Source organism: Alkalinema pantanalense CENA528, assembly GCF_050753345.1.
GTDB classification, from domain to species: domain Bacteria; phylum Cyanobacteriota; class Cyanobacteriia; order Leptolyngbyales; family Leptolyngbyaceae; genus Alkalinema; species Alkalinema pantanalense.
On the sequence record NZ_JBLZFX010000003.1, the window covers coordinates 89,780 to 112,383 of the forward strand.

18 protein-coding genes are annotated in these 22,604 nt (G+C 49.0%); 13 read left to right on the forward strand and 5 right to left on the reverse strand.

Going from position 1 to position 22,604, the window contains the following annotated elements:
* Window positions 1-27 precede the first annotated feature (27 nt).
* The 4 genes from ACN4EG_RS01700 to ACN4EG_RS01715 all read left to right on the forward strand — a co-directional run bounded on the left by ACN4EG_RS01700 (window position 28) and on the right by ACN4EG_RS01715 (window position 6,019).
* Window positions 28-1,620 (forward strand): NAD(P)H-quinone oxidoreductase subunit 4, encoded by a 1,593-nt coding sequence (locus ACN4EG_RS01700; protein WP_431627425.1) that lies wholly within the window; start codon window positions 28-30, stop codon window positions 1,618-1,620.
* Between the two features lie 597 nt (window positions 1,621-2,217).
* Window positions 2,218-3,180: a response regulator gene (locus tag ACN4EG_RS01705; RefSeq protein ID WP_431627426.1), complete on the forward strand. Its 963-nt coding sequence runs from the start codon at window positions 2,218-2,220 to the stop codon at window positions 3,178-3,180.
* Between the two features lie 297 nt (window positions 3,181-3,477).
* Window positions 3,478-4,461, forward strand: coding sequence for a cysteine synthase A (locus ACN4EG_RS01710; protein WP_431627427.1), 984 nt, complete (start codon window positions 3,478-3,480; stop codon window positions 4,459-4,461).
* 727 nt (window positions 4,462-5,188) lie between these two features.
* Entirely contained in the window at window positions 5,189-6,019 is an 831-nt protein-coding gene (locus tag ACN4EG_RS01715; protein ID WP_431627428.1) for a DUF4388 domain-containing protein, read from the forward strand.
* Window positions 6,020-6,064: 45 nt separating this feature from the next.
* Here ACN4EG_RS01715 and ygfZ read toward each other — a convergent pair whose 3' ends face one another.
* Window positions 6,065-7,114: a CAF17-like 4Fe-4S cluster assembly/insertion protein YgfZ gene (gene ygfZ / locus ACN4EG_RS01720; RefSeq protein WP_431627429.1), complete on the reverse strand. Its 1,050-nt coding sequence runs from the start codon at window positions 7,112-7,114 to the stop codon at window positions 6,065-6,067.
* 49 nt (window positions 7,115-7,163) lie between these two features.
* Window positions 7,164-7,712, reverse strand: a complete 549-nt coding sequence (locus ACN4EG_RS01725; protein ID WP_431627430.1) for a hypothetical protein — start codon at window positions 7,710-7,712, stop codon at window positions 7,164-7,166.
* A 114-nt stretch (window positions 7,713-7,826) separates the two neighbouring features.
* Here ACN4EG_RS01725 and fmt point away from each other — a divergent pair, with 114 nt between their 5' ends.
* Entirely contained in the window at window positions 7,827-8,825 is a 999-nt protein-coding gene (fmt, locus tag ACN4EG_RS01730) for a methionyl-tRNA formyltransferase (protein ID WP_431627431.1), read from the forward strand.
* Window positions 8,826-8,908: 83 nt separating this feature from the next.
* On the opposite strand, the gene ACN4EG_RS01735 is transcribed toward fmt, so the two are convergent.
* Together ACN4EG_RS01735 and der are read right to left on the reverse strand one after the other, a co-directional pair.
* Window positions 8,909-10,192, reverse strand: a complete 1,284-nt coding sequence (locus tag ACN4EG_RS01735; protein ID WP_431627432.1) for a sensor histidine kinase — start codon at window positions 10,190-10,192, stop codon at window positions 8,909-8,911.
* A gap of 214 nt (window positions 10,193-10,406) precedes the next feature.
* On the reverse strand, window positions 10,407-11,771 hold the full coding sequence (gene der / locus ACN4EG_RS01740; protein WP_431627433.1) for a ribosome biogenesis GTPase Der: 1,365 nt from the start codon (window positions 11,769-11,771) through the stop codon (window positions 10,407-10,409).
* Window positions 11,772-11,930: 159 nt separating this feature from the next.
* Between der and ACN4EG_RS01745 the strand changes: the two genes are divergently transcribed.
* The 8 genes from ACN4EG_RS01745 to ACN4EG_RS01780 all read left to right on the forward strand — a co-directional run bounded on the left by ACN4EG_RS01745 (window position 11,931) and on the right by ACN4EG_RS01780 (window position 21,868).
* Window positions 11,931-12,806 carry an aldose epimerase family protein gene (locus ACN4EG_RS01745; RefSeq protein WP_431627434.1) on the forward strand — a complete coding sequence of 292 codons (876 nt, stop codon included), beginning with the start codon at window positions 11,931-11,933 and terminating at the stop codon, window positions 12,804-12,806.
* A gap of 212 nt (window positions 12,807-13,018) precedes the next feature.
* Window positions 13,019-14,509: a site-2 protease family protein gene (locus tag ACN4EG_RS01750; RefSeq protein ID WP_431627435.1), complete on the forward strand. Its 1,491-nt coding sequence runs from the start codon at window positions 13,019-13,021 to the stop codon at window positions 14,507-14,509.
* 336 nt (window positions 14,510-14,845) lie between these two features.
* A complete protein-coding gene (locus ACN4EG_RS01755) occupies window positions 14,846-15,823 on the forward strand; it encodes a PIN domain-containing protein (RefSeq protein ID WP_431627436.1) in 978 nt (325 codons plus the stop codon).
* A 267-nt stretch (window positions 15,824-16,090) separates the two neighbouring features.
* Window positions 16,091-17,800 carry a SpoIIE family protein phosphatase gene (locus ACN4EG_RS01760; protein WP_431627437.1) on the forward strand — a complete coding sequence of 570 codons (1,710 nt, stop codon included), beginning with the start codon at window positions 16,091-16,093 and terminating at the stop codon, window positions 17,798-17,800.
* 3 nt (window positions 17,801-17,803) lie between these two features.
* On the forward strand, window positions 17,804-18,259 hold the full coding sequence (locus ACN4EG_RS01765) for an ATP-binding protein (RefSeq protein ID WP_431627438.1): 456 nt from the start codon (window positions 17,804-17,806) through the stop codon (window positions 18,257-18,259).
* Between the two features lie 597 nt (window positions 18,260-18,856).
* Entirely contained in the window at window positions 18,857-19,147 is a 291-nt protein-coding gene (locus ACN4EG_RS01770; protein ID WP_431627439.1) for a helix-turn-helix domain-containing protein, read from the forward strand.
* 717 nt (window positions 19,148-19,864) lie between these two features.
* On the forward strand, window positions 19,865-20,545 hold the full coding sequence (locus tag ACN4EG_RS01775) for a ferritin-like domain-containing protein (protein ID WP_431627440.1): 681 nt from the start codon (window positions 19,865-19,867) through the stop codon (window positions 20,543-20,545).
* 147 nt (window positions 20,546-20,692) lie between these two features.
* Window positions 20,693-21,868, forward strand: coding sequence for a hypothetical protein (locus ACN4EG_RS01780; RefSeq protein ID WP_431627441.1), 1,176 nt, complete (start codon window positions 20,693-20,695; stop codon window positions 21,866-21,868).
* An 83-nt stretch (window positions 21,869-21,951) separates the two neighbouring features.
* Here ACN4EG_RS01780 and ACN4EG_RS01785 read toward each other — a convergent pair whose 3' ends face one another.
* Window positions 21,952-22,593, reverse strand: a complete 642-nt coding sequence (locus ACN4EG_RS01785) for a cupin domain-containing protein (protein WP_431627442.1) — start codon at window positions 22,591-22,593, stop codon at window positions 21,952-21,954.
* Between the last annotated feature and the right edge of the window lie 11 nt (window positions 22,594-22,604).

The window sequence follows — 22,604 nt, forward strand, 5'->3', positions numbered from 1 at the left end:
AGGCTCACATCGAACCCGAAGACTCCCATGTTGACAGCTAACTTTCCCTGGCTGACGACAATCATTTTGTTTCCGATCACGGCCTCGCTGCTGATCCCCTTCATCCCAGACAAAGACGGTAAAACTGTCCGCTGGTATGCATTGATTGTCGGGCTGATTGATTTCATATTGACCGTCGCAGCCTTCTACCTGGGGTTCGACCTCAATAATCCAGACCTGCAACTCTTCGAGCGCTATGCTTGGGTACCGCAACTGGATCTCAACTGGTCGGTGGGAGCGGATGGCCTGTCCATGCCCCTAATTCTGCTGACAAGCTTCATCACCACCTTGGCCATTCTGGCGTCTTGGCCCGTCAGCTTTAAGCCCAAGCTGTTTTATTTCCTCATGCTCATCATGTACGGCGGCCAAATCATGGTGTTTGCCGTGCAGGATATGCTGTTATTTTTCCTGGCTTGGGAAATGGAGTTGATTCCCGTTTACCTTATGCTCTCCATCTGGGGTGGGAAAAAACGACTCTACGCAGCTACTAAATTTATTCTCTATACGGCAGGCGGATCCCTTTTTATTTTGGTCGCTGCCCTCGCGATGGCCTTTTATGGCGATACGGTTACCTTTGATATGCGATCGCTGATGGCGAAAGACTTTCCGGTTAATTTCCAACTGTGGATGTACGGGGCCTTTCTAATTGCCTACGCGGTCAAACTGCCGATTATTCCCCTGCACACTTGGCTACCTGATGCCCACGGGGAGGCAACGGCCCCCGTTCACATGTTGTTAGCGGGCATTCTGCTCAAAATGGGCGGTTATGCGATCGTCCGCATGAATGCAGAAATGCTACCCGGTGCCCATGGCATTATTGCCCCGGTGCTCGTCATTCTAGGGGTAGTGAATATCATCTACGCTGCCCTGACCTCCTTTGCCCAGCGCAACCTCAAACGCAAGATTGCCTATTCCTCCATCTCCCATATGGGATTTGTAACGATCGGGATCGCTTCTTTTACCGATTTGGGCTTAAGTGGGGCTGTGTTGCAAATGGTTTCCCACGGATTAATCGGAGCCAGCCTCTTCTTCTTAGTTGGAGCAACCTACGATCGTACCCACACCCTGATGCTGGACGAAATGGGCGGTGTAGGTCAAAAAATGCCGAAAATTTTCTCCATGTTCACGGCTTGTTCCTTAGCATCCTTGGCCTTACCTGGGATGAGCGGATTTGTGGCGGAACTCATGGTCTTCGTCGGCTTTGCCACCAGTGATGCCTACTCACTAACCTTCCGCATCATCATTGTTCTTCTCGCTGCGATCGGGGTGATTTTGACCCCCATTTACCTCCTCTCCATGCTGCGGGAGATTTTCTATGGACCAGAAAACAATGAACTGGTCTCCCACCAAGTGCTAATTGATGCTGAACCTCGGGAAGTCTTTATCATTGCTTGCTTGCTCGTACCAATCATCGGCATTGGCTTTTATCCCAAGCTATTGACCCAAATTTACGATTCCAAAACAGTGCAACTGACCGAAAAACTCCGGAGCAATGTACCCGCCTTAGCCCAAGGGGCCAGCCAGGAACCCTTAGCTTTGCGAGAAGCGATCGTTCAACCTGCGCCCGTTGTCCTTCAGTAGGTTTGATGTACTTTAGTCAGTTTGATGTCCTTCAGTAGGTTTCATCAATTTGAGAAAGAGGATGATGTTCTCATCCTCTTTACTTTTAGGCTGAATCACGTAAGTTCTACCAACAAGCGTGGCCCTCACAAAATCCCCTATCCTGTTCACTTGCGGGGGTCGAGGGACTCTATCCCCCGACAAAGCAGGGGGCATCGATCAGTTCCCTAATTTCTGCTGCGAAGCAGACCCGACGATCGATCTACCCCACGAATTTATCAACCTGATGTTAATCAGGTTTGGACATAAGCTGGCGTTCTCTAACTAGCAACTGGCTAGTTACCCCCAAGGGTGGCACCTTATTTATTCAAGTCGGTTTAATTCAAGTCGGGATCAAAGTCTGAATTGGAGACTCTGTTGTGAGGAGAAGAAGACTTTCCAGGAAGGCTGTTACAAAGTTCAAGAAATTGGCAAGACTATACAATAAGGGATCTTGGCTAGGGAATCTCAACTATGGGCTACTCTAGCACTAGTGCCTTTCGGTTGAATCACTAGGATAGATAGATGGACGGATCAGGCTTAGACCTGATTCCAGTGTTGCCAAGGAGAAAGACTGTAATGGAATATACAATTCCAGACCTAGAGAGCGTCAGTCGCCAATTCATGAACCTCGATCGGCCTAAAAAGGCCAAGATGCTTGTAGTTGACGATGAGCCCGATAACTTAGATTTGCTGTATCGCACCTTTCGCCGCGATTTTCAGGTTCTCAAGGCAGAAAGTGGAATCAAAGCCCTCGAAGTCCTAGCTCGTGAAGGAGAAGTTGCTGTTATTATCTCTGACCAAAGAATGCCAGAGATGAAAGGGACAGAATTTCTCAGTCGCACAGTACCGGAATTTCCCGATACCGTTCGGATCATCCTCACGGGGTTTACTGATGTTGAAGATTTAGTTGAAGCGATTAACTCAGGACAAGTCTATAAGTACATTACTAAGCCGTGGGATCCTGAAGAACTTAAAACTGTGGTACAAAGAGCCGCAGAAACCTATGAATTGTTAAAACAGCGAACGGAAGAACTCCGGCGATCGCAGGCTCAAACAGCTCTCCTTGCGACGATCGTTCGGGTCGCGCAGGATGCCAATAGCCTAGAAACCACGTTGGCACCGATCGCAGAAGCATTTTGTATGAGCTTTCATGCCGATGCAGCAGTATTGCACCTTGTGGATAATGCAGTTCTGACAGAAGATAGCAGCCGATATAGCAGTTATGGCACCACTGAAAATTGGCTAGCTCAAGATTCCTTAGTCAAAGCAGCAATGTCTAGCGGCAAGATGCAAGTGGCAACAAATATTGCCGATGATGAAGCACTGTCAGCTCAGTCCCACTATGCTAGTTCAGGGATCCAATCTCACATTGTGGTTCCCATTACCCTACGGAACGAAGTCTTGGCGGTGCTGTCACTGCACTGGCTTCAGCCCGCTAATCTTCGTCAAGATGAGTTGATCCTTTTACATCTATCTGCCCAGCAAGTTGCTTTAGCGCTGAGCTGTAGCCAATACACCCGCTTCTTGGCTCATGTCTAGGGGTTCCATCTAGGGCAGCAAGCTAGTGAACCGATCAAGAAATTTTGACATTTGTCAATGCATAGTGGTTGATTTAGCTGAGTCGGTTGTCTGGCTCAGATCTCTAGGATAATTTTGATTCTCCATCCACCCTAGATTGGTGGCAATGACTGAAAGGGACGAACCCATGAGAAGTTAATCATTTCTCCCAGTTCATCCTTTTCAGTCCTTTTTTATGCAATCCCTAGCCGATCGAACTTTTCCCATGGGCCGTCATGGCGCACAATGCTGATAGGGAAAAAACAGGTAATTTTCAGCATGGACATCAAGAAAGGATTCGTTGGCACTGTGGGTAACACACCGCTAATTCGTCTGAATAGTGTGAGTGACGAAACGGGGTGCGAAATTCTAGGCAAGGCCGAGTTCTTGAATCCAGGGGGATCGGTGAAGGATCGCGCGGCCCTTTACATCATTGAAGATGCCGAACGCAAAGGCTTACTTAAACCGGGTGGGACTGTGGTAGAAGGAACCGCAGGCAACACTGGCATCGGGCTTGCTCATATTTGCAATGCCAAGGGCTATAAATGCTTAATTATCATTCCTGACACACAATCCCAGGAAAAAATTGAGTTACTTCGCACCTTGGGGGCCGAAGTCAGAACAGTTCCAGCCGTGCCCTACAAGGATCCTAACAACTATGTGCGTCTCTCTGGACGGATTGCCGCTGAATTAGATAATGCCATTTGGGCGAATCAATTTGACAACTTGGCGAATCGCTTAGCCCATTATGAAACGACAGGGGCAGAGATTTGGCGGCAGACCAATGGGCAGATAGATGGGTGGGTTGCAGCAACGGGCACAGGGGGAACCTATGCAGGGGTTGCACTGTATTTGAAGGAACAAAACCCGCAGATCCAGTGCGTAGTAGCCGATCCCATGGGGAGTGGTCTGTACAGTTATGTGAAAACTGGAGAAATCAAGTTAGAAGGAAATTCAGTGACGGAAGGGATTGGGAATAGCCGCATTACGGGCAACATGGAAGGCGCTCCGATCGACGATGCTATTCAGGTGCACGATCGCGAAGCCATTCGGATCATTTACCAACTCCTGCAACAAGACGGTTTATTTATGGGCGGATCTGTTGGCATTAATGTGGGGGCAGCGGTTGCACTCGCGAAACAAATGGGGCCAGGGCATACGATCGTAACAGTGCTATGTGATGGAGGCAGTCGCTATCAGTCCAAATTGTTTAACCGTGAATGGCTAGCATCGAAAGATTTGCTAGTAGAGGAGATTATCTAGAACAGACCGTTGGTTCATTCGTTACCGCAGACTTCCTTGCACAATTTCACCATATATTCACTTTTGTGGAACATGATAAAAAAAGAACTCAAAGACTACTCGTTTACTGATTTACTCCATTAAGTTAGCAGGATAGTGTGAGCATTTAGCCTCTTCCTTTGAAGAGAAGTTTTGCTCACACTATATCACTGACTGAGGAGGAATAAGCGAACAGCAGGATTGAATTAGGACTGCCCAATTGCAATGCAATTCTTCTCCAATTTGAGTTTAATGGATTTACAGCAGATTGCGTAACGACAAGGAACAGATACAAGGTCTGAAGCCTGTTCTAGCATGGGTTGCTGTATCAATCAGTCAAGCAAAGGGCTGTAATACATTACTCCACTTAGTTGTTAGGAGCAGATAGTAATGAACTCTCCATTCATCGTATTTAGCTTCTTACATATTGAGTTATCAGTTGGCTAGTCGTGTGTTCCTACAGTTTTTAGTAGTGCCTTCAACAATATTTTCAAAGTGTGATGAAATCGGCAATACATCTGCTTGAGCTTATTTTCTTAAGTGATGTCTTAGTTGATTTCTAACCTTGAGTCTAGCTACAGTGTTTTATCTATATTGCATTGTATCTATATTGCTGAAGTTCAACTCTTTAATTGATAGCTAAAGCAATTGAATTTCCTCTGTTCCCTGTCCTTCCACTATTTACAATTTACGATTTTGTTAGGTAAATATGGGTTTTGAAGGTTCTCTCGCATCCTATTCCTTGGTGCAGGTATTTCGCTTCCTGCATCAACATCGTCAATCTGGGCTCTTGATGATTTCTCTAGATGACAGTGACGGCAATCATAACAGTCATAATCTAGGAATGAACACTACGGATCATTCCTGTTGCATCTGGCTGTCCTATGGGAGGATTGTTGCAGTTTCTGATGATCAGGAAATCGGTTGTTTGCTAGGAATGCTATCCCAACGGCGTTGGCTCAGTCCGGCAACTATTGCACGACTTCAGCAATTTTCTAAGCTCGATCGGCCCCTTGGATTGTTTCTTAAATCAAAGGGCATTTTGCAAGCCGAGCAGATCAAACTACTATTCCACGCCCAAGTTTTGCAACGCATTGGGACTCTGTTTAAGTACCAATTAGGCTCTTTCAATTTTGTAGAAGGCGTAGAAGCTCCAGTGATGGAGATGACTGGGTTGAGTATTTCTTTAGCAGAAGCATTACTGCTGGGATTGCGAGTATTGCGCGATCGAGATTGGGCTACGTTTGAAGATAAGTTACCCCGATCTACCTCTGCTTTGGCACGGTGCGAAACTCAAACGCATCCATTTGTCTTAGACAGTTTGGAACGGAAAGTTTGGGATACTGCATCGGGATCATTATCGATCGTGGAGCAGGCCAAGTTATTAAACAAACCCGTTGCTTGCATCCAACAAGTTGCCTATCGGTTAATCATCATCGAAATTTTGAAAGAGATCACTGCTGAGGAACGCCTTGCAATGTCTCCGTCGCCCCAGTTTCAACCGACGCCCCCCCAACCATTTCAAATGATGATTGCTTGATATATCTGCTTGATATACCCATTGTCTACAAGCCATGGTGGATAGTTAGTTTTGTTTTGTACGAGTCAAGTAAGGCAAATCCAAAAGATCTACAACCTCCTCACCGATCGAAACCCGTAATCCTGCTCCTCCTGCTTTTGTGCGAACATAAACCAAACCACGATAGGTACCTGAAGGCTCAGCAACAAGACTCGTCACTTTTCCAACTTTTTCTGCCTCGACACAGACTGGTGTTCCTAGGTCTACAGGTTGGGCTAGCTGCACCCCCCAAAGTTGTTGTTTGACGCCATTGTAGGTATCCAGTCGGGCGATCGTTTCTTGGCCGATATAGCAGCCTTTATTAAAGGAAATGAGGTGCCACAGCCCAGCCTCTAAGGGATTGTAGTCTTCCGTGAGCTCGTGGTTGATTGCAGGGCGGCCTTGCTGAATTCGTAGCTGTTCCCAACCTCGATCGCCTAGAGGAACGATTTTCATTTCCACTAACGCAGCCCATACGGTTGCTGCCATCTCTGATGACATCCATAGCGTATATCCAGGAATTGCCAAGCCACTCCCTACCGCAATTCGGATATTGCAGCCTGCGATGTTAGCTTGTCTATGTGTTCCATCAGATTGATCGCATAATTCAGGTGCACCAATCGCCGCTACGATTTCATGACTGGTTGGCCCAATTAGGCTAAACATTGCCGTTTGCTCAGTCACATCCGTCAGTTTGACTTTATCCGCAAAAAAGATGTAGCGATCGAGAAATTGCAGGACGCGATCGGTCATCTGGGGCGAGACGGTGAGAAGCACAGATTGATCCAAGATGTAAGCCGTTGCAAGATCGATCGTGCGGGCGGTGGAGGTGATCAAAACGGTGTCGCAGCCTTCACCGGGTTGGCGTAGTTTGAGGGTATTGGTGCTTTGGTTGTGGAGGAAGTTGAGCCGATCGGAATCACTCACTTCAATGCGCCCCCAATGGCTACGATCGTAAAGCGCAACAGCCGTTTGGGCAGCCGCGATCGCGGTACTATCTTGGCCAAAGCTGACCGCAACCTGATCCTCGAAGCTTGCCCCTTGTTGGGTTTGTAATTGACGTAGATCTTGAAGCATGGGGCGTGACAGACTCCCGTAAATTATCCAAATTATCCACCTGTCAATGCTAGGGGACGGATGGCAATTGGGCAAACATTTCCTGGAGAATATATTTTGTTTTTTCGTCGAGAGTAATCCAGTCTACTTCGCCCTCTTCTAGAAGAGTGGTGTCTACTTCGACTAGGGTCGTCTTGGCCTGATCGCTGCCGTCGGTAGAACCGGGCATAGGGCTGGTTTCGCGATCGACTTCATCGACTTTTCGGAAACAGATGCGGTAACACAGATCCCATAGATCCCAGATCTCAACTTGGTCACCGTGGCTGAGGTGAAGCTCGTAAATAATTTCTGGGGTAGGCAATTCTGCAAGAACGTCTTCCAGTTCTAGGATGCGATCGACCGATCGGGTGCCCTTCAGTTCTTGCTGGAGCAAGTCAAAGCGGCTTTTATCGGCTTCGGATACCCCGTCCGGCCAAACTAGGGTTTCGCAATAGTCGCCTTTCCAGTTTGAGGTTTCCAAAGATTTCCGCAAGTTGTCAATGAGGCGGATAAAAACGGGCTGCATCAAAATTTCAGCTTGGGTCCAGGCTTCTTGACTGGCAAAGGTTGGCTTTTTCATGGGGGCTGATCTAGACTCGCACCTGTTCACCGTACACCGGAGATGGGATAATCTGTACCCGTTTGTAACGTTTTCGCTACAATCTCCCAAGGTTCCAGCCCACAGGTTTCAACCATGCTCAAAGTTGTCTTTTTTGGAACGCCTCAATTTGCAGTTCCGAGTTTGGAGGCATTGATCGCCCATCCAGACTTTGAAGTCTTGGCGGTGGTGACACAGCCGGATAAGCGGCGAGGGCGGGGAAATGAGTTGTCCCCTTCTCCGGTGAAATCGATCGCGCTGGCCCATGATCTGACCGTTTGGCAACCGAAGAGTATCAAAAAAGATGGGGAAACGCTGGCAAGTTTGCGAGCGCTGAATGCGGATATTTTTGTGGTGGTGGCCTATGGACAGATTTTGTCCCAGGAAATTCTGGATATGCCGAAGTATGGCTGTGTGAACGGCCACGGATCGCTGTTACCGAAGTATCGTGGGGCCGCACCGATCCAATGGTGCCTGTACCACGGAGAAGCCGAAACGGGGATGACGACTATGTTGATGGATATTGGCATGGATACGGGGGCGATGTTGCTGAAATCCCAATTACCGATTGAACTGTTGCAAAATGCCCAAGAATTGGCGATCGCATTGTCCCAACAGTCAGCGGCGTTATTGCTGGAAACATTGCCCCAGTTGGCCGCAGGAACGCTGGAACCGGAACCACAGGATCCAGACCAGGCAACCTATGCACCGCTGATCAAGAAGGAGGATTATGGGTTGGATTGGGCTCGATCGGCGATCGAGTTACATAACCAAGTGCGGGGATTCCATCCCAACTGTGCCACGACGTTTCGGGGGGGGACGCTGAAGGTAATGGCAACAATCCCCTATACAACGGAGACAATCGCGCAATTACCATCGGATTGGGCCGCGATCGGGGAGCAGGTGTTGGCATTGCAAAATCCTGCGGCGATACCAGGGACGATCGTGGGAATCATCAAAAATTACGGAGCCGTCCTTCAGACGGGAGCAGGATTGCTGCTACTGCGGGAGGTGCAGTTGGCGGGCAAACGGGCACAGTCAGGTTGGGATTTTGCCAATGGATTGCGGGTTCAGGTAGGGGAGTTAGTGGGTTGAGAAACGGCGGGTTAAAGATCGCTAGGTTGCACTCAACAGGTTGAAGATAGGTGGTTCGATCGTGTAGGCGATAGTTTATCTGTCTAATTCTCCTGACTGGGCAAAATTACCCGCATGGTTGTCCCTTGATTCACTGGGCTTTCTACTTGAATTGTGCCGTGGTGGTTATCCACGATCGCCTGAGCGATCGCCAAGCCCAAGCCCGTTCCCCCCGATGCTTTCGATCGAGCTGGGTCAACGCGATAAAACCGATCGAACAATTGCGGCAGCGCGTCTTCTGGAATACCGATTCCTGTATCAATCACATTCACTTGATAGACTGAATGATTATTGCGTTTGCTCGTTTGCAACTCTACCGTAACGTTACCTGACTTTAGTGTGTACTGAATCGCATTGCTGACTAGGTTGGTAAACAGTCGCGACAACTGATCCCGATCGCCTTGAATAGCAGCATTTTCCACCGATAGTTTCAGATCTAACTGAATCCCCTTTTCCTCCGCCACCATCCATTGTTCTTCCACCACTTCCTCTAGCAGATCCCGCAGGTCGATCGTGCCCCATTGTGGTTGCACCATGCCACTATCCTGCCGCGCCAGAAACAGCAAATCATCCACCAACTTACCTAAACGGCGGGTTAAACGCTCCACCACTTGCAAATGATAGCGCTGGGCTTGCGGATCAGGTTCCGCATCCGCCAATGCTACTTGGACATTAGTTTGAATAACCGCGATCGGATTGCGTAACTCATGGGATGCATCCGCAGTAAATTGTTTTAAACGCTGGTAGGATTCCCGAATCGGTTGCATCGCCAACCCAGACAGCAACCATCCCACACTCGCCACGATCGCAATCAGCCCACTCAGCCCCAACACCAAGTCAAAAAATAATTGCCGCGTGGGTTTTGTCACTTCAAACCAAGGATGACTCACCCGCAAATAGCCCAGCACTTGCCGCCCAAACTCAACCCGCTCCGTCACCTGCCGCAGCAGATGGGATTCATCCAGATGCACCGTCTCGCCATTACTGTAAACATGCAACGGCACCCCGATCGGTTCCGCAAACGTAGACCACAGCAACTCCCCCGTTGGACTAAACCACTCCAGATCGATGTGGTCATCTTCTTGTACTAAAAAATTATCCCGAAAACTTGCTTCAACATTGACTTGCAAGAAGCGCGATCGGGGTTCTGCGGGTTCAATCACTAACGATCGTTGCACCACCTCAACCACATGGCTCAACGTATCGTCAATCCGTTCAATTAACGTGCTGCGAACATAAAAATAAAACCCCATCGCAAACACAAGCAACAACACTGCGGTTACAGTGGTGTACCAAATTGCCAATCGCCGCCGAGTCGCCTGAAACATACCTCTAATCAAAATCCCCCCTTATTAAGGGGGGCTAGGGGGGATCGAATTTTACGCAATCAACCGAATCATTTTCTTCAGTTTTCAATCACGTGAAAATGCTAGAGTTTCGATCCCCCTAAATCCCCCTTATTAAGGGGGACTTTGAAGATGTTTTCCGGTTCCCCCCTTTTGAAGGGGGGCTAGGGGGGATCGAATAAAACGCCAGTCGCTTCTACTTCACCCGCACCGCACGGTTTGCCGTATTCCGTTCCACATCCCGCACCTTCTTACCGCGCCACAACAGCCGAATCGGAGTTCCCTTAAAGCCCAACGACTCCCGGAACTTCCGCTCAATGTAGCGTCGATAGCCATCCCCAAACAGTTCGGGATTATTGACAAATAGCGCGATCGTGGGTGGCTGGGCACTCACCTGTGTCCCGTAGTAAATTTTGCCCTGCTTGCCTTGGCGGGTGGTGGGCGGCGTGTGCCACATCACCGCATCTTCCAGAATTTCGTTGATGACGGACGTACTAATGCGGCGTCGGTGTTGTTCCGCTGCCGGAGCAATTAGATCGAAAATTTTCTCCACCCGTTGCCCATTCATGGCACTGGTGAAAATCATATCGGCCCATTCCGTGAAGTGCAGCCGCGATCGCACATCCCGTTCGTAGTCGTAAATCGTCGTGGAATCCTTTTCGATCGCATCCCACTTATTCACCACCACCACACAGGCCCGTCCCTCATCCAGGATTCGGCCCGCCAGTTTCTGATCCTGCTCAGTGACGCCATCGACGGCATCGATCACCATCAGAACCACATCCGCACGGTTAATCGCCTTAAAGGCCCGGTTAATGCTGAAAAATTCCGGCCCGTATTCCACATGTTTCTTTTTGCGAATCCCGGCGGTGTCAATCAACCGATAGTTGACGCCCTTGCGCTCCACCAGCATATCGATCGTGTCGCGGGTGGTTCCGGAAATGGGACTGACGATCGACCGATTTTGCCCTGTAAAGGCATTCAGCAAACTGGACTTACCCACGTTAGGCCGTCCCACGATCGCCACCCGAATTTCCTCTGCCTCTTCCACCTCTTCGATCGGCGGAAAATGCTTCAGCACCTCATCCAGGACATCGCCCGTACCGTTCCCATGGATCCCCGAGGCTGCGTAGGGTTGCCCCAAGCCCAGACTCCAAAACTCCGCCGCCTGCAATTCCCCCTGCATTACCGATTCGCACTTGTTGACCGCAACCACGACGGGCACGTCCTGCAAGCGTAACCAACTGGCGATTTCCTCATCGGCTATAGTTAAGCCTTCCTGCCCATCCACCACAAAAATTGCTGCACAGGCTTCAATCAGCGCCGCCTCTGCCTGTTCCCGAATGAAGGGTAAAAATTCCGTGTCGTCGTCGAAGACCAACCCGCCCGTATCCACGACCATAAATTCCCGATCGCGCCAGAAGGCTCGCTTGTAGGTACGATCTCGGGTAACGCCGGGTTCATCAAACACGATCGCTTCCTGCACCTGGGCAAGGCGATTGACGATGGTTGATTTACCGACATTGGGACGGCCAATAATGGCAACAACAGGTAACGGCATAAAGCGTGGAGGGGAAAGAACCAAACCTCTATAGTACCAAGATTTGTCTCTATGTCTAGCTATTCACATTCAACCGATAGGCTTCAACCAGGAGCCAAGTCTCCAAATCCCAGGAAACCTTGAAATAATAGGTCTTGGAATCTACATCCCCGCTTTTCCATGACCCTATTCTCCGTTGAAGCACGCCAGCAGCAATACACCACCTACCGCCTCCAGGATGAAACCGCCCAAGCCGCGATCGAAGTAGTGCCCGATCGGGGTGGGATCATTACCCGCTGGCAGATCCAGGATCGCGAACTTCTGTATCTCAATCAGGAACGATTCCAGGATCCCAACCTGTCCGTGCGGGGTGGCATTCCCATCCTGTTTCCCATCTGCGGCAACCTGCCCAACAACCGCTACACCCTGGGCGATCGTACCTACAGCCTCAAACAGCATGGGTTTGCCCGCGATCTGCCTTGGCAAGTCGTCAGCCAATCCGCCACCGACTGCGCCAGCCTCACCCTCGCCCTCTCCAGCAACGCCCAAACCTACGAGGTCTATCCCTTTGACTTTCATCTGGAATTTACCTACCGCATCCTGGGCAATCGCCTGACGATCGACCAGCAATACACCAACCACTCCCAAGTCCCCATGCCCTTCTCCACGGGCTTCCATCCCTACTTCAACGTCCAAGACAAATCCCAACTGCGGTTCGACCTGCCCACCACCACCGCGATCGACCAAAAGACCCAGCAATCCCTGCCATTTTTCAACACCTTTGATTTTGCCCAACCCGAAATCGACTGGGCCTTTCCCGACCTCAGCCGCACCGTCGCGATCGCCAATGACCTGCAAACCCACCTGCGCCTCACCCTGACCTACAGTCCTGCCTTTTCCACCCTCGTCTTCTGGACACTTCAGGATCAGGACTTTTACTGCCTAGAACCCTGGTCAGCCCCCCGTAATGCCCTCAATACGGGCGATCGCCTACTCACCCTCGCCCCCGGAGAAACCCGATCGCTACAAATGGAGCTCACCGCCGACTGGATCTAGCTCCCATCTGGATCCCAGCTAGATGACCTTCGTGTCTAGGCCACAGCGACCCAAGAGCTAGATCCGTGAAAATGCGGCTCTCCGTACCCCATGGCTCAACAACTTGCCGTAAATTGATAGAGTAAGGCACTGGCGAGCAGGGTGAAAATCTTGTCCCAAAAGCATTACAGAGATTCCATACCTGTTTAAAATTCGCGTTTGAAGGTTCGGAAATGATTACCGCTCTCACCGTGTTAGTGGCACTGGGCATTCTTGGCTGGGGCTTCTATCGCGCCAAACCCTACGGCAAACTGGGCATTCTGTCCTGGTTACAATCGGTGACCTTGATGGCTCCCTGGTTGCTGTTCTTTGGCCTCTTTTCCGTCGGCATCTATCTCAATCTCGTGGGCATGTTGCTCCTGTTCGTCGTGTCCACCGGAGGTTATATTCTGCTGGGACGACAAATTCGCACGATCGCCCCCGAGGAACTCGCAAAACGGGCCGAGGAGATTGCTAAAGCTAGGGCAGAAGTCAGTGAGCCAAGTTCCACCGAGCCAGACGCTGAAGCTTCCACAAAAACCCCGTTTCCTCCAGCGGCGATTCCCCAACTTCAACCCATTTCCACTGAGGATTTAACGACTATTAAGGGAATTTTTGGGATAGATACTTTTTTTGCCACGGAAACCATTCCCTTTCAAGACGGGGCAGTGTTTAACGGCAATTTGCGCGGAGATGTCGAAAAAGTCCATACCAAGCTCTCTGAACTGTTACAGGAACGGACGGGCGATCGCTACCGCTTATTCCTCGTCGAGAACCAAGAAGGTCGCCCCACGGTCGTCGTTTTGCCCAGTAGCAACGATCCCAAGCCCCTAACCCTGACGCAAAAAATTCTGGCCGCAATTCTCTTTGTCGCCACGATCGGCACCACATTAGAAATGGCAGGCTTACTCCAAGGCTTTGATTTCTACAGTGCCCCCCAACGCTACGCCGAAGTGGTTCCCCTCGCCGCAGGGCTGTTCAGTATTCTGGCTGTCCATGAACTGGGCCATTGGGTCATGGCCAAACGGCACCAAGTCAAGCTCAGTTGGCCCTTTTTCTTCCCCACCTGGCAAATCGGCTCCTTTGGGGCTTTGACTAACTTTGCATCCTTGCTACCCAACCGTTCTGCTCTCTTTGATATTGCCTTTGCAGGGCCAGCCGCCGGAGGATTACTCTCTCTGGGCATGTTGATTACGGGACTGACCCTCTCCCATCCCGGTAGCCCGTTTAAAGTGCCGACCACATTTTTTGAAGGATCCATGTTGGTCGGAACCCTAACTCGGGTGATCTTGGGTAGCGAAGTTCAACAAAATTTTATTGAAGTGAGTCCCTTAGTGGTTCTAGGTTGGCTCGGCTTGGTCATTACGGCGATTAACTTAATGCCCGCTGGCCGATTGGACGGTGGACGGATTGTGCAAGCGATCTATGGTCGCAAAATCGCGACCCGTACCACGATCGTGACAATTGTTTTCCTAGGCTTAGCATCCTTGGTCAATCCCTTGGCACTCTACTGGGCGATCGTCATTCTCTTTCTGCAACGGAATCTAGAGCGCCCCAGCCTCAACGAGCTACCAGAGCCCGATGACACCCGCGCTGCCTTGGGGTTGTTAGCATTGTTTTTAATGATTACCGTGCTGCTGCCGCTGACGCCCAGCTTGGCAGGACGCTTGGGCTTTTCGGTCTAAGACGACAGGCTTCTAAGACTAAAGGTTACTGACTGGCAAATGCCCCCTGACGGCTTAACACGATTGAACAGCCTGTAAACTGCCATAAAATCCTAAATAATGCTTATTAGCAACACAGGCCAGCATTTTCGAGCGTTTACCCACCCAAAACCTTAAATTTTGCGCATTAAGTCTTGATTCCTTTCCGATCGCTCGATATATTGCAACTTAATTTAACCGCCTTCAAGACGTTCCATTAGAACTTCTCAATCGGTCTCTTAATTGCACTACCCAGAACAAACTTTACGGTTTCCTGACGGTTTAGTTATTGATCTTTCCGGTTGTGGGGTTCAACCTATGACAAAAGCTCTGGAAGTTCCACCCGTTTTACTCCTGTTTGACATCAGTGCGGTTTTAGCAACCGAACTCCGCGATTGGCAAGCCTTTCGAAGGGTAGGAGAATGCTACCTGCCCCAGGCAGTGCAGCAGGAATTGCAAGACCTCAGCCAACATGCGATCGAAAAATCCCAGGAATCCAGAGCTAGGGAATTTCTCGGCTTCTTGGAACGCGGGGTTTGGCAGTGGACCGACGACGCGATCGATCATCCCCTCCTACAACCTGCCCCCGGTCATGGCATGAGCAAGCGCGCGCGCTTAGCCCTTGCCGTTTCCCGTTGCGCCCATGGATTTGCGCAATATAACTCCCACAGTCTTGTGGTTCTTGTCACCAATGAACCCATTCCCCTTCAAGGTTTGCAGTCCCTTCACATCCCCAACCTCTGCCTGATTGCCACCAGTGCCCTGCTAACCTGGAGTCGCACCGATCGTCGCCCAACACCAGTGGCCCAGCAGATCCTCACAATGCGTCACCTGCGCAGTGAACACCCCGGCATGGGGCAAATGACTGCCTTTACAACCCCGAGTAATGTGGCCAAGACAACTGCAACTCGCACTCCAACCACAAAAACGGCAGTAACCCACACGATGCCTGATCGCAAGCTCACCTCTACGGGCTCGCTCAATTCCCCTCGATCGATGCCTCAAAACCCTCGATCGTCCTCGACCAATCGTCGCCATGCCAAGCCCGATCGCTATCCTGTAACTTCCACCCGACCAAATGCCATTCGCCAATTATGGTCAGGCTTCCTAGCCCTTTCAATGTTTGTGTTACTAGGGGGAACGGTTTGGTACCTATTCCATCCCAGAAGTTTCAATCAATTCCTCCGGGATCGCGGCCTTCCACCCATTCCACCACTGATCTCCCACTCCACCACTGATTTCCCAAGTAATGCCCAAACCTACCGTTCCCCAGTTTTCACAGGACATCCCCAGTGAAAGTTTGATTGCAAGTTTAATTGTGAAAACGTTCTGTCCAATGGCAGTCGACTATAATTCTGACAGAGGATGAGGCAAGCACAGACAATTCAATATCCAAACAGTTCGACTATCAGCCCCCAGATTCGAAAACTATAGAGTAGCTCTACACAGCATCTGCTAGGAAATATCTACCATCTGAGCGAACTAAACTGATAGCCATCTGTAAATTTTGGGTAATCTGCCTGTAAAGCCTTTGTAAATCAGGCAGCCAATGCTGGGTTAGATATGAATAGAAGCTCCCAAGCAAAGCTCAAAATGCTGATTGTTGACGATGAGCCAGACAACCTTGATCTGCTCTATCGGACATTTCGGCTGGAATTCCAAGTACTCCGTGCAGAAAGTGCCATTGCCGCTCTGGAGTTACTTGAGGAGTATGGTGAAGTCGCCATTATTATTTCTGATCAGAGAATGCCTGAAATGTTGGGAACTGAATTTCTCAGCAAAACGGTAGAGCGGTTCCCCGATACGATTCGAATTGTCTTAACAGCTTATACCGATGTTAAAGACTTAGTTGACGCAATTAACTCTGGGAAGGTGTTTAAGTACATCACCAAGCCCTGGAATCAGCAACAATTACAGGCCGTAGTTCGACAAGCCGCCGAAACCTATCGAGTTGTCAAACAAAGAACTGAGGAACTTCGGCGATCGCTTCGACGAGAATCCTTGTTTAATGCCGTTAATACTGCTATTCGAGAGTCCATCGACTACGGCAGCATGCTGCAAGCGATCGTGGAAACCCTTGGTAAAAACTTTACTTCGGAATGCTGTAGCTTGCATCCCATTGAAAACGGGTTTCTGTCCAGCCAAGTGGTTCAGTACATCGCCAACGACCACATTCCCGCGAATCTTTGGAATCCAACCATGCCTCTGATTCGCACCGTTCTAGAAGACTATGCCACAGAAGACTATGCCACCACGGAGAGTGGGTTTCGAGCTATTAAAACGTTTACGGAAGAGAATGTCGAGCAGAATACAGCGCATGTCATCATTCCCTTGACCTATCAAACAGACCTACTAGCCGTTCTCTCGATTATTCGCAAAGGGGATCTGAATCAGTGGTCTACTGAAGATCTGGAACTACTAGAAGGCGTATCAGAACAAGCCGTTATTGCAATTTCTCAAGCGAAACTGTACCAACGGACTCAGAAACAAGCTGAGCAAATCCGCGCTGAACTTGCTGTTGCTCGGCAAATCCAAAATAATTTACTCCGGCAAACCTTGCCAGAATTACCAGGGGTCTGCGTGCAAGCTTGTTGCCATCCTGCCCGAGAAGTGGGGGGAGATTTTTTTGAAGTGTATCAACACCCCCAAGGCGATCTTTGGTTGGCGGTGGGAGATGTATCGGGGAAAGGGGTTCCGGCAGCCTTGTTTATGGCCAGTGCCATTTCTGTCCTGCGCCGGGAACTCGCCCAAGAAACTTCACCCAATCCAGAAGACGTAATGCAAAATTTAAATCGCATTATGTTAGATGATTTGGTCAGTACTAACTGCTTTATCACGATGGTGTTGGCAAGGTTTAACCCCCTTACCCGACAGATCGTCTATGCCAATGCGGGCCATCTCTATCCTCTGCTCTGGGCTCGACAAATGGCTAATGCTGAAATTATTCCCCAATATCTGACCAATCGAGGGGTGCCTTTGGGAATTCGTGAACTATGGAAGGCACCTTCCGGTAGCGCTGTCCTCGAACCAGGACACACCTTTCTGTTAATGAGCGATGGCGTCACCGAGATCACAATTCGAAATCAGATACCAGTTTATTCCACAACCCCTACCTCGGCTGAGTCAGGCATGATGCTACAACAGGCAGGCTTCTGGAAGTTACTGCAAGAGGATCGGGATTGTCTAGATCTGAAACGTCTGCTTGCCCGAATTCGAGCTGCCACCATTGCCCAAGAAGATGATCAAACTATGCTATCTTTGGAGGTTCTGTAAAAGATGAAAACAGAGCTGCACGTCCCTAGCGATCTACGTTTCTTAGCCGTAGTTGAGCATTGGCTATTAGATAGCCTACAACTAGAAATTGGTAATGTAGTGGACTGGTCAAGACAATCCACTCGCCTACGGTTGGCATTAGTGGAAGCTTACTCCAATGTTGTTCGACATGCCCATCGAGATCAGCCTAACTTGCCAGTTGTCCTCAGACTAGAACTTCACGATCGCGACCTTGCCTTAGAAATTTGGGACTGTGGTCAAGGGTACAATCCCTCAGAATATAAACCACCGACACCAGAAGATAAGCAAGAACACGGTTATGGTTGGCTAATTTTAAACCGCTTAATGGATCGTGTGGAGTATTGTCTCCAAGTAGATGGTCGTAACTGCCTTAAGCTAGAGGCTAATCTACCTAACGCTAGTGTTGAAGAAGATCAGAAGGTGTCTACAGTAGACTAAGAGAATTCATTCTCCTAGAACGTTCTAGATAGCTACCCATGCTTTATGACAGATCCCCCACCTGATCCTTTTGATCCTCTTCGCAGTAAGTTAGTTATACGGCCTTTAGGGGCTAGGAGTTCGGCTGACTTGAGCACTAGATTACAAAGCCAAAGCTGTGTCTGCATAGCATAGTTACCTTCTCTTCTTTGCAGCCCTCATCCTAGAACTGAGCTAGAACTGTCGCTCCCAAGTTCTAAGAACCATTCTAATGAGTCTTCTTAACAAGTCTCTGATGAAGCAATTGAGAGCAGGTATAGAACTTGCGGAAGTTGATTGGATCCGAAGAAGCAACTCTGTTCTATCAGCCATGTCTATCGCCCATGGTGGTTTTATCAGTATTGATTCAGTCTTGATATCGGTGTTGATAATTACCAACAGTCATAGTTCTGTCGATCGGATTATCAATGGATTGCCCTATGGCGCGTCTATCTTATCCTTCAATTGATAGCAAGTTCCCACTCTGCAACCAGGATTGGACGAGTCCAGTCTAGCGCTAAAGGCATACTGCACAGTTTTTGCGTGTGTTTCAATAATCACAAGGTTGATGAATAAAGTATGGGTCGAGCAGGAAAAGCTTTGAAACAGGTGCTGCGTCAATACAGCATTACACAGAACCAATTAGCTGTGACCATGGGCATTGATCGTTCAAACGTGAGTCGATGGGTGAACGGGAGTCGAGACCCGTCCGCTGAGGCTGTAGCAGAGATCAAAGATGCCCTAACAAGAATTCAATCGTCTGCATCAGAAGATTTTGTACGGTGGTTTCTTTATGAACCCCCTAGTGAAACGGAACCAGAAGAGGCTAAACAGCCCGACAGTCCGTTAGAACTGAAGCAAACTAATTAAGGTCAGAGTAATCAAGAATAGACTCTCTTAATGGATTAAGTCCTAGTACTTATTATCCAGGAATTTTTCATTCCATCAGCGATGAATTTTCAGTCAAGAATACAAGCTGACAATCCGATCGCTTGGGAATGACAACGTCCAAGGGAGCGCCTGCCATAGGCCTGTAGTAGCATTACATCCCCCTTGATAGCCCCCACCCTTTACAACCTCACCTAAGACTAGGCTACCTATCAAATGACTATTTGTCAACATTGATGGCTAGCCTAGTTTTGATCTTAGAAGCCTAGTCGATCGTGAGGGGCTGGATTGCTGGTAGGTCAACTGAATGCTCAATTGTTTAACTTCGATAAACTGCATAGAAGATATCGGGAACTATTATCTTATTGTTAGACAGTCCTAGCCCTAACAAATCCTACCATTGCCTCAGTGGATTGCCAAGAGTGACTCAAGGAGGTTGTCCAACGAGATTCGAGATATTTAGCAGGATTGGCGTCCGTTCGATCGAGACTCGATCGAACGGACGCCAATGATCTTTCTGTTGATTCTCGATTTACTCCTTTTGCTAAACAAGAACTACACCTTGCATAAATCCAGTTAAGTCCTCCTCACGTATTCCCTCTTTGATAAGGCTGATCGGTACGGTAAATCCCTACGCAGGAGGTACCCCGTAATGCAATCAGTCTATTCAGCGGGAATAACTTGAAAGGAGACTATGTCATGAATCATCATCCAGGACTTAACGGTCAAGTACAGGGGCGATCGAGGAAACCTACCGGAATGTCTCGCCGAAATTTACTGGCGACCGGGGGGCTAGTAGCCGGCTGGGCAGTGACGGCAGGCACTTCATTGTTAGCTGAGCAGGTAGAGGCCATGCCCTCTCCGAAGGACAAGCAAAACGATATCAAGATTCTCAACAATGCCCTTTATTACGAACATCAAGCCATTTGGGCCTACGAAGTTGCAGCAGGGAAGTTGAGTCACACCGATGTAGGCAAGACGGTCTTAGCGATCGCGCTCATGAATCAACGAGATCACAAAGCCCATCGCGATAAGTTGGCGGAAGTGGTACGGAATTTGGGTGGAAAACCTGTGATGGCAGAGAAAAGCTACGACATCTCTTCCTATTTGAAAAAAGGCGAAGGGGGGCTGGATTCGGACGTCAATATTGCCAAGCTGGCATTAGCCCTAGAAACCGATGCCGCGATCGCCTACACCTTAGAGGCCGCACAGTTGAAAACGCCTGAGCTGATTACTGCGGGAGCGAGCATTGGACTGGATGAAGCAGCCCATGCAACAGCTATTCGTGCCACGTTTCGCTCACTCGGGGTGATGTTAGATATTGTACCGGCAGCTTTTGTGAGTCCTGAGACCCGCGATCGTTGGATTTTGAAGGTTTAATAATCGCCTGAAATCAGCAGCTTTGGCCCCTTTCCTAACAAAAGGGGCTACCCTGTGCAGGATTCGCTAGATCGGTTAAACCCCACATGGTTTGATTGAAGATTTTTTCGTTTGATGTGAACTAACTTTGCACTCTTGAGAGATCCTATGCAACGCACATCTTCCTCGGTACGCACCGTTTGGCAGCAGGTGGGTGGAGTTGCCATTCTACTGGCTACGATCGTTGTGTGTTGGTCAGCCTATGGATTTTATCAGCCCCAAATTTTAGACCGTTTAGGGTTTCCGTTATTGGCCACTTGGTTGGGCATTGGGCAGGGACTATTGGGCGCGATCGTTGAGCCCTATGTGGGATTCCAGAGCGATCGCCTCATGGCTAAAGCAGGTAACCGACTTCCCTTGATTGCAATCGGAATTACCGCAGCAGGCTTAATTTTTATCCTTTTGGCGTTCGTCTTACTACAGCCATTATCGTCTGTATTTGCCTGGATCGTCCCCCTTCTGATGACGTTATGGGTCATCGCAATGATTGTCTTTCGAGGTCCGGCGATCGCGCTATTACGCCAGTTTGCACCGACCGAAAACTTACCCCATGCCAATGCATTGCTGACCTTTGTTCTAGGACTATCTGGTGCATTTGATCCTCTATTGCAACAGTTATTTAGCAAAATTGGTAGTACTGGAACTTTTTTATTTGGAGCTCTGTGTCTCTTGATCGGTGGGGTGGCGATCGGGTTTAATCCACCTAACACTATGATTTCTTCCCTTCCCTATGCTCGTCCAGCAATTTCAGTTAAGCGATCTGCCTTAATTTTTCTAGTCGGAGCAGCAGCAGGCATGGAATCGTTTTTATTACTCAAACAGATTCCACTACAATTTCAGATTTTATTACCGAAACTTGCACCTAGTTACATTACAGCAATGATTCTTTTGATTTCTGCAATCACAGCGATTCCTTTAGAAACATGCATCCATATTCTGGGAATTCGCAAATCTATGACTTGCAGTCTAGGCACGATCGCCCTGTTACTACTCCTATCCCCTTTAGTATCTCACTGGATTACAGCCATTATCTTATTATTTCTATTTGGGACAGCAATGGGCCTATTGTTCATTGACCAAATCCCTTTTGCGTTAACCAGAGTCCCTCCAGCACTAGCTGGGTGGGGCACAGGACTCTATTTTGGGGGCATGGGCGGGGCAGTTGCCTTAGCAGGACTGATTCAGCAATTAGGGGGCTTATCTGCCGGGGTAATTTCATTCCTGACGATCGTCGCTTTTGCGATCGCGGTTTCCTGTCTGAGTTTACTGAAACGAGAATTTTAAACTCAATCGCCATAGTAAATTATTAACAAGTGCATTGCTGAGTGGGTGCTTCAGCAATGCACTAAACAGTGACTAAATATGGACTAAACAGTAACTAGACAGTCCTCAAAGTATTCATCATCCAATGAAGTGCGAGCAAAGAACATACAGCCTGTTTGAGTAGATGGCCCATGGGATGAGCCACATTCCGATCGAATATAATCCCCTGCATAGTAGACCTGATCACCCACGATGAGGTCACCTTGCAGCATATAAATTTCCTCGAACCCAGCGTGGACATGAACGGGGTAGGATACACCCGGCTCCGCCCGCAGTACCACACTCACTTCACGGTTCGTTTCATCAACGCGCAAACGGGCGATCGTAATTCCTGGCACCCGATAGGGCACCCACTCAAATTCCTGCGATCGCTTGGCAAATACTGACCCCGTTGGTGCAGGAAAAGCAGGCCAAATGGTTGATTCTGTGGACTCCAATTCCAAATTTAAGTTTTGGAATAATCGCTGCTTCAAATCACTTGCCATAGGCACTTCAGGTGCACTGTAGGGAATGGCATTGACTGCCACCTGATAATCCGCCAATTCATTTGCCAATTCAGGCATTGCTGCCATTTGGGTCGCAATCCAAGCTTGTTCGTCTTCTGTCAAAACACCGAGTGCCTGTAGGGGGGCTAACTCACAAAAGCACGGATTATCTAATTGAGAAAATTCATTTAATTCAGTCATGGTTCTCTCCA